The organism is Streptomyces sp. NBC_01320, from assembly GCF_035974375.1.
GTDB classification, from domain to species: domain Bacteria; phylum Actinomycetota; class Actinomycetes; order Streptomycetales; family Streptomycetaceae; genus Streptomyces; species Streptomyces yanii.
In genome coordinates this window covers 3,042,631-3,056,507 of sequence record NZ_CP108390.1, presented here as the reverse complement: position 1 = coordinate 3,056,507, position 13,877 = coordinate 3,042,631, and the positions used below count along the sequence as shown (strand labels likewise).

The window sequence follows — 13,877 nt, the reverse complement described above, 5'->3', positions numbered from 1 at the left end:
CACGGGATGGCGGACATGACTGCGGCGATCGAGATCCAAGGGCTGCACAAGTCGTTCGGCGACGTCGAAGTGCTGCGCGGTATCGACTTCACGGTCGCGCCCGGCGAGGTCGTATGCGTCGTCGGCCCCTCGGGGTCGGGGAAGTCGACCCTGCTGCGCTGTGTGAATCTGCTCGAGGAGCCGACCAGCGGCACGGTCACCGTCGGCGGTGTCGACATGACCGATCCGGACATCGATCTGGACGCGATGCGCCGCCGGATCGGCATGGTCTTCCAGCAGTTCAACCTCTTTCCTCATCTGAAAGTTCTGGACAATCTGACGATCGCTCAGCGCCGGGTTCTCGGACGCGGCAGGGAGGAAGCCGGCCGCATCGCCCGGGAGAACCTCGCCAAAGTCGGCCTGGCCGACCGCGAGGACAGCTTCCCCTCCCAGCTCTCCGGCGGCCAGCAACAGCGTGTGGCCATCGCGCGGGCCCTGTCGATGGGACCCGGGCTGATGCTCTTCGACGAGCCGACCAGCGCGCTCGACCCCGAACTGGTGGGCGATGTACTGGGGGTCATGCGCACCCTGGCCGACGAAGGCATGACGATGATGGTCGTCACCCACGAGATGGGCTTCGCCCGTGACGTCGCCGACCGCGTGGTCTTCATGGACGACGGCCGAGTGGTGGAGGAGGGCGCCCCGGAGGATGTACTGGCCCGGCCGGAGCACCCCAGGACACAGGCCTTCCTCGCCCGAGTGCTGCACCCGAACGCTGTGCAGCCTGAGGCCTGACACATCCGTACGGGTCCGCTGCTCGAGCCGCGGCTCCCCGCCTCGTCAGGGACAGGGGGTGAGCCGCGGCAGGCGGGACTGCAGCCGCGGCGAACAACGGCGAGCGGCATTGATCGCGGGTTGCCTCGCGGCGGACAGCGGGTCTGCCGTGCCAGCGTACGCAGTCCCAGGACAGGGACTGGTCGCCTCTCCACAGGACGCCGCAGTGCAGGCGCCCGAGCAGATTCTGGAGAAGGAGCCCACCACCTGCACCGATGTGTACGCGTTGGGATGCGTCTGCTTCAAGCTCTATACCGGGGCGAGCTCCCTTCGGCGCGGACAGCACGCAGCTCCTCAACCACCTGCATCTGCACGACGAGCTGCTGCCGCCCCGTCTGCACGCGGCCGCGATTCCCGATGAGCTGGACTCCATGGTCCTGCGCATGCTCGCCAAGGATCCGCAGGAACGCCCGACGATCGCGGAAGTGCGCTCCGCGCTACAGCCATGGGCGCCGCAGCCCGACGATCCTGAGCCCAGGCCCAGGCCCCGGCTCGACCCCGACCCGACGCGGCCGTTCCGTACAGTCGTCGAGGAGCGTCCCACGCGTGTGCCAGCGACCGCTCGCAGGGACGACGAATGGCTCGATGCCAGGTACGTTGAGCGTCTCTGCGACACGGCACGGAGGGAGCTTGGTAACGCGGAGCCGGGCCCTGCCCTGGGGTGCCTGGCGGAACTTGCCCCGCGGGTACGTCAGGAGTGGGGGTCCAGGCGTCCCCTGGTCCGAGACGTCTGGCTACTGGCCGCTGAAGGGCTGCGCCTCCTCGGTGACTGCGGCGGTGCGGTCGAGCTCTATGACGGGCTCGTAGGCGAACTGGTCCGCGGCGACGCTCCTCCGGGCCATGTCCAGCGTGCGGTACTGGCTTGCGCGCCGCCGAATGCCGCCTCGCGTTCGGTGAGATCTCTGCTTCTCTCACCGTTCTCGACGAGGCGAAGGCCCTCGCCGCCGTACCGCCCGTCGAGCAGGCGGCCTGGGTCGAACAGGTCCGCCGTGAGGTCGAGCTCGATGCGGCCGAGCGGTGCGCGGAGCTGGAGGCGAACAGCGGGACTCCGCCGAGCCGTCTCAGTGGCCTGCCGGAAGACGCCCCGTCACCAGCCGGTCGCTGAGGTTGTTCACCAGTCCTGTGCCGAGGCTGTCCAGCTGGGAAAGCAGTGAGTGGAACTCCTTCACTGTCCGGAAGGCCTCGCTGTATTGCCGCTGATGCTCCAGAGGCAGCTGGAGGACATGGAGTCTGCGCACGTCCACCCGGGAGGAGCTGGACGCATGGGTGCCTGCCTGCCGGCCGTTCGACGGGGCGCGAAGACAGCCGGCCAGGAAGTGGGCGTCGAGCATGTCCGTGACGGCGCGCAATGCGTACAGCTGGGGACCCAGGGCGGTCGGTGGCCCCTGATGCACCCAGGCGCTGAACGCGCGGGACACCCCGGCCACGACTACGTCACCCGGCTCAGCCACCAGAGCGGCGTCCGCCGTGGGAAGCCAGCCGCTGGGGCCGGTGCCCATCAGCAGGTCCGGCACGGTGAGCAATGGGACGCCACCTGTCGTCGGAGGCTCCTTCTGTAACGCACCATCGGGAGGCTGCTGACCACCGGTCAGGGTGAGCGTCTCAGCCCTCGCCAGATCCCCCACCGTGGTTGCGGCGTTCCGCCCGCCCTCGCCGGTCACATCGAGGTCGGCAAGGACCTTTCCGGTCTGCTGCAGGCCAATGAGCAAAGTCGTGAATTCCTGCCAGGAATCAGCCAAGTCCGGCTGCGCGTCCTGGTCGGTGGACGACACGTAGCGGCCGGGTTCTCGGTGCGCAGCAATGCGCTGCGGATCCGTCGGCCGGCCTTGCGCGAGGCCACTGCGGGCGGCATGAGCACCACAGCGGCTCCAACGGGGGAGGGGTGGTGCTGATCTGGCGGACGTGAGCGTCGAGCCAGCGCTGGAGGAGGAAGTCAAAGGTTCCCTTCGGCCCTTCCCGGCGCCCGAGCCGGGCGGCTTCCCCGACGAGTTCCTGGGCATCCGGCGACAGCGGCGGATCCATGGCCCGAGCACGGCCGCCGCGCATGCGGCGTCCCGCCTCGGCAATCGCGAGACCCGCCTCGTCCCGGCTGCCGAGCGCCTCGAAGCGTGGCCACAGCAGCTCCCGACCACCGGCGTCCCTGAGTTTGTTGTTCGCCCGGAGCCATGCCTCCGCCTCGGCGAGCGAGAACTGTGGACTGACGTCCGTGCCGCCGATCCGTTCGGGGAAGATGTCATGGCGGCGCCGCCAGTTGCTGACCGCGGCACGTCCCACTCCCGCGATCCGTGCGATCTCCGCGAGGGTGACCGGTACGGCTTGGGCCGATGGCATCGAGATCACCGCGGTCGGTGTTCGGGCTGGTGGGGCGATGACCACCTGGTCGGCACGGCTGCCGGAGTGCTTGGGGCAGGCGTCCCCTATCACATGGCAGGCTAATACGGACATTGACTTTGTTCACAGGGTGACGGGGGTGCGTTCGCCTCGGGTGAAGGGGAATGGTGAATGTGATCGACTCAGGGCTGTGCGGGGGAAGCGCCCTCGGACGCCGCACCGTCCGGGCCGAGTCCGGTCGAGGCATGTCGTGCGCGGAACAGTGGAGGACAGGAAGTGGAGAAGGTCGGCCCGGGAGTGATCCTGCGGGGACGCCATCGGCTGGAGCACCTGCTGGGGCAAGGATCCATGGGGCAGGTGTGGCGCGGCCGGGACCTGCATCTGGACCGCCCCGTTGCAGTCAAGACCGTGGCCGCCGATCTCCTCGCTCTCCCCGACAGCAGACGCAGAGCGCTGGCCCGTTTCGAGCGTGAGGCGAAGGCTGCGGCCCGACTCGACCACCCCAATGTCACCGCGGTGTACGACGCCGCGGTGACGGACGACGTCTGCTGCCTGGTGATGCAGCTCGTCGACGGCACCACCCTGGAGTATCTGTTCGACCAGCAGGACGACGAGCGGTTCGATGTACCGACTGCTGCTGCGGTCGCGGCCCAGTTGTGTGCCGGGCTCTCTGCGGCGCACGCCGCGGGTCTGGTCCACCGGGACCTGAAGCCCGAGAACGTCATGGTGCGACGTGACGGGATCGTCAAGATCCTCGACTTCGGCCTCGTAAAGGTCCTCTCCGAGACCGATCCGAGCCTCACCATGACCGGTGAGAGCCTGGGGAACATCGTGTACGCGTCACCCGAACTCCTGGCGGGGAACCGGCCGCTCGACGCGCGCAGCGACCTGTACGCGGTCGGCTGCCTGTTGCACCACATGCTGGCCGGAAGCCCACCCTTCGGCTCCGACCGACCGGCTCTCCTCGCCACTCAGCACCTCACCGTGGCGCCTCCGCCGATCGCGGACAACGGTGTGGACGTGGAACGGCCGCTCCAGGATCTGGTGTTTGCCCTGTTGGCCAAGCGTCCCGAAGACCGACCGGCTTCGGCGGCCGAAGTGTATGCAAGCTTGTCGCCGTACCTCCCGCTCCCGGATCCCACACGGGCAATCCGCCGTACCCCTCCGGAAGATCCGCGCCGTCCGTTCCTCGTCCCGCAGGGGCCGCAGCCCCTGTGAACGGTCGGGGCGACAGCTGATCGTGATGAACGGCTGTCGCCCCGGAGGTCACACGGCGGCAGAGTCGACCAGGGGGGCAAGGAACGGGCTCGGCGTCCCGTGCCAGAAGATGTCCAGGCTGTCGCGGGCACGCGTCGTGGCGACGAAGAGCAGCGAGCGGGCCTGCTGCACCTCGCGCCGGTAGCGCACCGGATCGGTGGAGCGCCTCCGATTCACGTCGTCCCGGGGGATCAGCCCGTCGCTGACACCGGCGACGATCATGCGCTGGTACTCGAGCCCCTTGAAGCGGAACATCGTGCCGATGTGGACGCCACCGTCGCCGCGCGGACCGTCGGGGCCGATCTCCATGGCCCTGATCCCGTGTTCCGCCAATGTCGTAGCGGTCTCGCTCGCCATCTGGTTCGTGGGGACGCAGATCGCGATCTGCTCGTGGGGGATGTCACCCCAGCTGTCGATCAGTGCCGCGATCCCTTCGCGCTCGGCCCCCCAGTCAGAGCAGCCGTGCAGATCGGGCACTCCTCCACTGAGGACGGACCGGTACCCGGCCAGGTTCTCCTCGCTGCCGTCGAGGTCGTCGTACTTCTCCTGGCTGAGAACATCGAGCGCGGAGCGGAGGATCTGGCGGGTTGTGCGGTAGCTCAGACTCAGCTTCGAGGCGCGGCCACGGATATTGATACCGAGGCTGCCGAGCGTCACCTGGTTCTTGTAGATGCGCTGATGGGTGTCGCCTACCAGGAAGAGGTCGTTGCGGCTGTGCGCGATCATCGCGCGCAGCATCTTCCAGTGCGCGGGCCGCAGGTCCTGCGCCTCATCCACCACGACGTGCCGGTAGCGGTAACGGAGCCATCCGCCCGAGCCGGCCTGGAGATGGATGTTGTCCAGTCCGCCGGCCTCCTCCCGCTGTTGGTCGATCGCCAGAATGCGCTGCTCGCGCTGCATCTCCAGCCGCGCCGCCCGTTCGGACACCTGGTCCCAGGTCTGTCGGCCGAGGCGGTCGAGGCGCTGGGTGAAGCGTTCGGCGAGCTGCCAGATGTCGGCGCGCTCGGTACGGCTGAGGGTGCGCCCGCGCCCCGCCCTGCGGGCCCGGAAGTACTCCGTGCGCGAGGCGACGGCCTGCCCCAGGATCACCTGTGACCATTCGTCCTGCAGGAACTCGGCGTCCCAGTCGGACTCGTCGAGCTCTTCGAGCAGCGACCGCCACTCGCGTACGGCCTGGTTGTCGTCGATGGTCTGCTTACGGCTGCCGGGCTCGGCCTCGCGCACGATCCGCAGCGCCAGCTGGTCGACATGGCTGATCTCGACGCGGGCGAGCAGCGGCTCGCCGCCCAACGCCAGCAGCCGGGAGCGGAGATCGGCGGCGAGGTTCTTGTTGAACGTGGTGAGCAGAATGGGCTTGTCGCGTCCGGGTGGGAGCTGCTCGACCAGATGCTTCACCCGGTGCAGGGCCACGATGGTCTTACCCGTGCCCGGTCCGCCGCCGACGCGTGCGGGACCGCTGTACTCGCGGTTCACCAGCTTGGCCTGGGTGGGGTGCAGGAAGACCTTCCAGCGGCCGAAGTCCTCGCCCTCCAGGGCCTCGCGCAGGGCCTCGTCGGTTGTCGTGACGATGGTCGCCGGGCGTTCGGCGGCGGCCTGGAAGTCGGTGGGGTCGACCGTCTCGGGCGTGGCGACCGGCGCGGTGACCTGCTCGAGTACGTCGTCGAACGACTTGTTGTCGTAGAGCGCGAGCAGCACTTCACCGGTCAGCTGCGGCGCGTAGTCGACGAGCCCGAGCAGCTGGTCCTCGGTGGTGAGCGCCTGGATGACGGGGATCAAGGGTCCGGCGACACCCAGGTCCGTGAGCTGTTGCTCGGTCCAGGCTGCGAACAGCAGCGTGGGTGCCGGTGTGGGGGCCGCCGGCGCGGATTCCGTCGGCCGCTCGGCCTGAGGGGGCTGGGCGGGCTCGGGGGCGCGGTCGACGACAGGCGGTGCCGGGAGAGCGGTGGCGGCGCGCGCCGCCAGCATGCTCTCCTCCACGACCTGGAGGTCGACGTACTCGATACCACCGGTGATGCGGTTGACCGAGTACGCGAGCCGGTCGAGGTGCTCGTAGACGTCCTTGCGGTGCTTGACCGAGACGATCAGCCAGTCGTCGTCGGCGAGGCGCAGTAGCAGCGCCCGGTACTCGTCGTTGACGCGTGCGGACCAGAGCTTTTCGTGGCCCTTGAGCTGCTTGAGCTGAAGGCCGGTGGAGCCGGGGTTGTTCTTGAACTTGTGCTGGAAGTCGTAGATCGCTCCCTTGACCGAGCGGGGGAGCTTGAGGATCTCCCTGTCCGCCTTGTCGAGCAGGCGCAGGGTCACACTCTGGTTGGTCACGACTCGTCTTCCCCGTCCTTCATGGTGCGGTGGTTCTCCTGGTCAGGACATATGCCGTCGGCCGATGGTTGTACGCCGAGCCGCTCGGCGATTTCCTCGGCGCTCCATGCCGTCGCCGGCCGTACCTCCCAGCCGGCGGCGGCGAAGGCCCGGTCGCGGTCCTCGGCCTCGGGATCGCGATCGTCCCCGAGGGCCGGGTGAGGTGCGAGAACGACGCCGATCCGCGCATCCACCCAGGCCAGCTCGGCCAGCCAGCCCCGGTCGTCCAGCTCGTGACCGTCCGCCGGTACGGGGATGCCGGACATTGCCGCGAGTCGCAGGGTGAGGTCTGCGAGCCCCGCTTCGTCCGGATCGAGGTGCTCGAGGATTTGGTTCCAGCGCGGATCCCTGCCGGGCGTGGCAGCCTCGGCTGCCGCCGGGACTGCAGCAGCCCCGGACTCGACTGCTTTCTCCGCGGGAACCTCACCAGAGGTCCCCGCTGTGCTCGAAACCACGCGTACAGGACCGCCCTCGGTCCCGGCGGCCGCCGCTTCCAGAGAGATCCGCATCGTGGTCAGCAGGCCTGCGCCGCCCGCGACGCCCAGCGTCTCGGGCGCGAAGCCGTCCAGCTGTCCCGTTGTCAGTTGGACGCTGTCGCCTCCACCGTGCTCCAGGAACTGCAGCAGATTGCTCCAGTACAGCCAGCCCCGCCAGCGCCGCTTGTGCGCCTCCTCGTCCGTGAAGACGCTGTCAGCGTCGTCGATGACGGTGAGTGCTGTCCACGACGGAGGGCGGTTCCGGCCGTCCACCGCGAACACGAGCCTGCACGCCGAAGCATCCACGGATGCGTACACCTGAACCCGCCCACCGGACCCGGTCAGCGGATTCGCGCCGCCCAATGCGCGGACGACCTCGTCCCCGACCGAGTCCACAGGACCGCCGCGCGCGCCGGCCCCCAGCAGTCCGGCGACCGCGGCCTCCGCCCGCCACAGCCAACGATCGGCGGACGGATCCCGTAGATAGGCGATGAGCAGATCCGCCGGGTTGACCCACACGGTCTCCGAGAGCTCGCCGGGCAGCCCCTTGCGCACACTTGCGTAGTAGCCACGGGCCTTGGCCTGCCCCGGGTCCCCGTACGGCCGCCAGACCGGGGAAGCCGGACCGGCGCCCGCGTACCCGGTGTCCTGGACCCGACGCTGCCACTCCTTCACGTCCGCGTACGTCACCTGGAAGACCCGTAGACCGTCCGCCCTCAGCCGCGTCCGCTTCGCGGCATCGTCCGCCATCCGGTTGTGCTTCTGCCCGGCATGGAAGGCGTAGCCGTCGAGGTAGAGCGCCACCCGGGGCCCGGGGGCGTCCAGGCGCTCGAACAGGACATCGGGGCGGGTGCCGTCGAGCACCCGCTGCTGGGAGACCCGCCAGCTGACCGTCTTGCCGTCGGTACCGGTGAGCCGCAGGTCCAGCGCGTGCGTACCCGCCGGTGTGGTGTACGCGTCACCGCTCGCACGGCTGCCGGGCAGTGACGCCCACGTGCGCAGTGTGTCTATGAAGACGACCTCGAGGTCGCTCTCGGCCTGCTGCTCCATCGGAATGTGCTGTGTCGTCGCGACCGGAGAGGTGCTCCACCGCTCACCGTCGGCGCCCAGCAACTCGTCGAGCATCTGCCGCACTTCCTGGCGGCTCACCTTGTCGTAGTCGCCCGGCGGTACGCGCCGCAGCAGGCAGCGGTGGCAGCCGTCGAGGCCCTTCTCGCGGCACCCGCAGCTCTCGATCACCTCGCGCGCCTTCAGCAGCACCTCACGGAACCCGTCCGCGGACGCCAGCCGGTGCAGGTAGCCCGTGCCGCCCGGGAGCCGGTCGTGGACGACGAGGAAGCGCCGCGGGTACTCGGCCCCCAGACCGTCCCCGCTGTCCGGCATCGAGGCCGCCGCGATGTCGATGTGGTCCGGGTCGCCCCCGTACCGTGCAGCGATACCGGCGAACAGCGCTGCCGTGAACGAGGCCAGCCGCTCCTTCGCACGCGCCACGGACACCGGCAACAGGATCCGTACGGCCTCGGTGACCAGCTCGTGGGCGAGCAGCAGCGGCACGTCCTCGCCCTTGCCCTGCTCCTCTCCGGCACCGCGCTGCCGACGACGCGGACACCACAGCTGGTGATGGGCGCTGGCACGTGTGGACTTGCTCAGTGATTCGCTCAGCGCATGCTGCGCTTGGTCGACGACCGGCTGGCCCTCGGACGTGGCGCCACCGCAACTGGTGCACACGTAGAACGGGTTGAGCCGTACGTCCTCACCGGCCAGCGACACCGTGGAGCTGCCGTCCTGCCGGTCGAGGCCCAGATTCAGGGTCCGTACCACCGCGCGCCGGGTGAAGTCAGCTCCGAAGACGGCCGTGTCGTGGCGCCAGGAGCCGGGGGCCAGATGCACCGGATCGATGTCGACGGTCTTCAGGACCGAGTACCGCCTGCGGTCGCGCTCGTCCCGGTCGTCCCGCACCCGCGCGTCGTCGCGCTTGTCGCGCGCCATGACCCGCTTGGGTTCCAGTACGTAGCTCACGCACCCCGCGTCCGCGATTTCCCGCGAAGCGCAGCGCGGACACGGCGACGTGTCCGTCTGGGCGTCTTTGGTCCGGGCGTAGCCGCAGGCGGGGCAGAGCCGCCACACCGACCAGGCACGACGCTCCGGGCTGCCGATGTCCAGGGCGCGCACCACGTGCTTGTAGCCGTTGACGTAGAAGCTGTTGCCCGGGGCGAGCTCGGTCAGCGCGAGCTTGCGGGAACGCTCGTAGTCACGGACCTCACTGCGGTAGGTGTTGGTCGGAGCGGACTCAGGGTCGTCCTCGGCGGGGTCAACGGCCTCCTTCCAGTACAGCGTGCCCTCCAGGGTCGTCACCGTGTCGGCCAGGCTGTAGTTGGGCAGCAGCCCCAGCTCCACGAGCACACCGTGCGCACTGGTCTGGCTCAGGTTGCGCAGCAGGTCACCGGTCGAGCGACGCTCGGCCAGCAACTCGCGGCGCTCCGGGCCCTGTTCGCGGTCATCGGCGAGCAGACCGTCCACGGCCACGTCGATCGCCGCGATGCGCCGTCGCAGCTCCTCGCGCCGGCCCGTCCAGTCCGCCTCGGCCTCCTGCAACGTACGGACGATGCCGCCGGCCGCGTACGCGCGCAGTTCCCCGGCCGCATGCTCGGACACCCCCGTGTCCTCACCCTTGCCGACCGGGAACAGCGCCAGGAACTCCTCCACGCGGCGCGCCCCCTCGGTGAGGGCCGCATCCTGGAGGTCCTGGCACCAGCCCGTCGTCCCGAACAGGGCCGAGGCGAGCCGCGGCACCGGCTGCAACCGCTCTCCGTCCGCCGTCGCCAGCTCGCCACGTGCCGCCAGGTCCAGCAGATGCGCCGTGTACTGGCGGCGCAGAATCTCCACCGCCGACAGATAACAGCCGGGCGGCACGATGTCCCCGGCGATCATCTCCCGCGGATCATCGAGGTAGTACAGGTCCCGGGCACGCCGCCCGCCGAAGGCCACCACCAGCGCATTGCCGGTCTTGCGCCCGGCACGTCCGGCCCGCTGCACATAGTTCGCCGGCCCGCCCGGCAGCGAGCCGAGCAGGACGGCGGACAGGTCGCCGATGTCGATGCCGAGTTCCAGCGTGGGCGTGCAGGACAGCACGTTCGGGTCGGTGTAGTGCGTGCCCTCGCGGAAGGTGCGCTCCACCCGTTCGCGCTCCGGCCGGGTCAGCATGCCGGTGTGCTCCGCGGTGACGACCCGATAGGTGCCGCCCGTCAGATAGAGCCGCCGGTAGTAGTCGCCCTGGTAGTCCCGCTCCAGCTTTCCCCCGAAACCGCCCGACCCCGACCCCGTCGACGACATGCCGTACTGCGGGGGAGTCAGGGAGCCCTTGCACCGGTAGCGCGGGCAAGGGTGCCCGTACCAGCGGGTGCGCCGCTCGGGCGGCACGACCTGCTGCCAGCCGCACGCGTCGCAGCTGACGAACGCCTTGTTCACCACCGAGTCGTCCAGCAGCCGCACCTCGATGTGCCCGGGCTGCAGTCCGTACACACGCGTGGCGTGGTCGGCCGCGACCCGCACCGACAGCAGCCCCTCCTCCGCCAGAACCGGGAACAGCCGGCGCAGATACTCGCTCGCCCCGGCCGCGTCGAGTGACAGGCAGCGCCGCGTCCAGTCCTGGTACCAGCCGCCGCGGCCGGTGACGGTGTCGAACTTGCTGCGTTCCTTCGTGCTGTCCAGCAGGAATCGCGGCGGAGCGACATACCCCTCCGGGAACGCGGGCATGCCCTCTGCCCGCTGCCCGGAGATCAGGTACTGGTTGACCCCGGCTTCCTTGATCCAGGTGTCCAGCCAGCGGTGCCGCACCCCGCCCCGCGTCCGTATCCGCTCCAGCAGCCCTCGCACGAAGGCGAGATACCTGTCCGTGGTCGGCAGCCCCTGGCTCACCACCAGCTGCCCGGGCAGCGTCAGATGCAGATCGCGGGCCAGCGCCGCCACCCGCTCCGGATTCGCCACCGCGACCTCGGCGGCGGCCGTCCGCGTCAGCTCCATCGTCCGGCCCATCCGAGACCGCAGCCCGAACTCCATCACGGTCGCGAACGCCAGGCGTTCCCCGATCAGCTTCCAGGTCCGCGCGTCGCCCGTGCCCCGTCCCGACAACAGCCGGTCCACGCCTGCCTCGTCATGCAGATCCGGCGGTACGACGACGGCCAAGGCCTGCGGATCGTCGACCGAGTCCAGCACATTGCCGATCAGGTCGTTGAGCGCGAGCGGCGCCCCCGACTCGTCCAGGTTGTGTGCGAGCAGCGACCGCAGCGAGAACTTGTACGACGCGTTGGCGACATACCCGGCACGGTGGGCCGCGTCCTGCGTCGAGTCGTTGAAGAGCAGCGTCTTGCGCTCCTCCGGCAGCAGGGCGATCTCCCCGCCGGTGAACAGCTGCGTGACCGTTGCCGAGGCGAGCGCGGCCAGCGCCGTGCCCAGAAACCTGATGCCGTTGTCGATACCGCATGCAGGACAGCGGTCGTCCTTCGCCGCAGCGTCCGCCGTCTTCTTGTCCAGGACGGCAAGCGTGAACCAGGCGTCCTGCAACTCCTCCGCGTCCCCGGCGACCGGCATCCGGTACGTGCCCCCGGCGCCGTCGAGAACGACCACGGACAGCGGGTCCACAGCGCCCGACGCCGGGGCGGCACCCGTGAGCGCGTTGAGCGCCTCGGTGGCCTCGGCCGGTGTGGCCGCGATGAAGTACCGGATGCGCCGCTTGTCCCGGCCGACACCGGCCCGCCAGATCTTGTCCGCAGCCGTGACGAGCTGCTGGGGATCGGACTCCGGAGAGATCGCCGCCCACCCCGAGCGCCCGCAGTGCCGGCAGTACACGGCGGGCAGCTGAGTCTGAGCGGGGCGGCGGACGGTGTCCGACCCGGGCAGCGGGGTGGCCCGGCGGGAGTCACCGGAAGGCCAGTCCGCGCTGTCCCGTCCCTCACCCTCCTCCTGTGGCGCCGCGCCGAGCGCCGCCTTCCTGGCGGCCGTGCGCTCGTCCTCGTACCACCGGAACTCGGGCGCCGCACCGACCCCGCGCAACACCCGGCTCACCGGCCGCACCCACAGGTGCGCCTCGATGTGCAGCAGCGGCCTGGGGCGCCGCTCGTCTGACGCCGGGTCCCGCGCCGCGGACAGCAGCGCCACGAACCGGGACAGCGCCTCCAGCGCGAGGCGCGGATTCTCCCGAGCCGTACGCGCCCACGCATACCCGAAGCGGGCCATGCGGTCGCGCAGCCCCCACTCGTCCAGCGGCTCCCCGTTCAACAGGGCAAGCACCGCATGCGTGAAGTCGTGCTGTTTGAGCATCCGCCCCAGCTTGAAGGGATCCAGCGCCTGCCGGTTCAACAGCAGATACGCCAACCCGTCCAGATCGAGACGGTCCGGCTGGGACTCAATGCCCGGCCCTCCGGACGCCTCGATGACTTCCTTCGGGGTGGGCGGATTGGGCAGGTCGTAGTTCACCTCGCCGATGAACTGATCGGCGTCCTGCCGCTCCTCACCGATGATCGAATCCGCCCCGAACGGCACCCCGAAGACCTGCTCGGCCACCTCCAGGATCCCGCCGAGCCCTCCTGTGCCCTCGCCAAGCGTCGCCGACGTAGCCACCGGACAAATGTCACCGAGCGGCCGCCCCGCCCGCGAGGCACCGACCGTCGCCCCGAGCCGGCGCAGCAGCATCGCCACGTCCGTGCCCTGCGCCCCGTCGTACGTATGGAACTCGTCGAGCACCACGTATGTGAGATCCGCGCCCTCCCACAACGGCCGATCCTCGGCACGCTGCAGCAGCAGATCCAGCATCTTGTAGTTGGTGATCAGCACATCCGGCGGCGTCCTGCGCATCTCCTCGCGCCGCGTCATCACCCGCCGGAAGTCCGTGTCCGGCCGGTCCCCGATGTAGAGCCCCGCCGTCACCTGCGCCAGCTCCGGCTGCGCCAGATACTCACCGATACGCCCGGCCTGGTCCGTCGCCAGCGCGTTCATCGGATACAGCAGCACGGCCTTGACACCCTGGCGCCCCAGCGCCCTCTGGCGGCGGCAGTGGTCCAGTACGGGCACCAGGAACGACTCGGTCTTGCCCGACCCCGTCCCCGTCGTCACCAGCGTCGGCTCGGCAGCCCCACGCAGCGTGCTCAGCCGCTCCCACGCCTTTGCCTGATGCCGGTACGGGGGAAACCCGGGCTCCCACTCCAGGGCCGACTGCCACCCGTCGTCCGCCGTGTGAAAGGGCGTACGGATCCGGAGGAACGGCCCCCGGAAGATCCCCGACTCCGGGTCCCCGAGAAACCGCTCCAGCGCCAGCCTGGTGTCCTCGTCGGCCAACGCATACGTCGTCGTGAGGTACTGGGTCAGACTGCCGCGCAACTGTGCGGCGGCCAGAGTGGGCTTCACGACGGCGCCTTTCGTGTACATGTCCCAGGGAGGACGGCGTCGGCGAAAGCCGACGATCACAGACAACCGTATCCCCGGTCACTGACAGTTGGAGCAGCAGTGGCCGGAAACTGATTCTTCCGGAAACCGAACCCTTCCCGGAACCGCCTTCCGTCCCCGACGCTGTCACCCACTGCAACGGGGAGGCAGCGAATGGGGCTTGGTGCCGATTTCGAGCGCACGGAAACAGCGGCGGAGGCTGTT

6 protein-coding genes and 1 pseudogene are annotated in these 13,877 nt (G+C 69.6%); 3 read left to right on the top strand and 4 right to left on the bottom strand.

Translation table 11 applies throughout. The annotated features are described in order from the left end of the window. Nucleotides 1-6 precede the first annotated feature (6 nt). Together OG395_RS14200 and OG395_RS14195 are read left to right on the top strand one after the other, a co-directional pair. Nucleotides 7-774, top strand: a complete 768-nt coding sequence (locus tag OG395_RS14200; RefSeq protein ID WP_327243256.1) for an amino acid ABC transporter ATP-binding protein — start codon at nt 7-9, stop codon at nt 772-774. A 901-nt stretch (nt 775-1,675) separates the two neighbouring features. Further along, nucleotides 1,676-1,918 (top strand): hypothetical protein, encoded by a 243-nt coding sequence (locus OG395_RS14195; protein WP_327243255.1) that lies wholly within the window; start codon nt 1,676-1,678, stop codon nt 1,916-1,918. Here the strand turns inward: OG395_RS14195 and OG395_RS14190 are convergent. Beyond that, on the bottom strand, nt 1,875-2,585 hold the full coding sequence (locus tag OG395_RS14190) for a hypothetical protein (protein ID WP_327243254.1): 711 nt from the start codon (nt 2,583-2,585) through the stop codon (nt 1,875-1,877). The two genes, OG395_RS14195 and OG395_RS14190, sit on opposite strands and share 44 nt — an antisense overlap. A gap of 340 nt (nt 2,586-2,925) precedes the next feature. Next, nucleotides 2,926-3,144, bottom strand: a pseudogene (locus OG395_RS58325) (N-6 DNA methylase); the annotation flags it as partial. 276 nt (nt 3,145-3,420) lie between these two features. Between OG395_RS58325 and OG395_RS14180 the strand changes: the two are divergent. Further along, nucleotides 3,421-4,362, top strand: coding sequence for a serine/threonine-protein kinase (locus tag OG395_RS14180; protein ID WP_327243252.1), 942 nt, complete (start codon nt 3,421-3,423; stop codon nt 4,360-4,362). A gap of 48 nt (nt 4,363-4,410) precedes the next feature. On the opposite strand, the gene OG395_RS14175 is transcribed toward OG395_RS14180, so the two are convergent. Both OG395_RS14175 and OG395_RS14170 read right to left on the bottom strand, forming a co-directional pair. Beyond that, nucleotides 4,411-6,717, bottom strand: coding sequence for a UvrD-helicase domain-containing protein (locus OG395_RS14175; RefSeq protein WP_327243251.1), 2,307 nt, complete (start codon nt 6,715-6,717; stop codon nt 4,411-4,413). Further along, nucleotides 6,714-13,634: a DEAD/DEAH box helicase gene (locus tag OG395_RS14170; RefSeq protein WP_327243250.1), complete on the bottom strand. Its 6,921-nt coding sequence runs from the start codon at nt 13,632-13,634 to the stop codon at nt 6,714-6,716. Before OG395_RS14170 ends, OG395_RS14175 begins: the two co-directional genes overlap by 4 nt. Nucleotides 13,635-13,877 lie beyond the last annotated feature (243 nt).

What these genes read in the sequence shown, in the direction of transcription:
- OG395_RS14200 (WP_327243256.1), top strand. Translation starts at nt 7, where the DNA reads ATGGCGGACATGACTGCGGCGATCGAGATCCAAGGGCTGCACAAGTCG.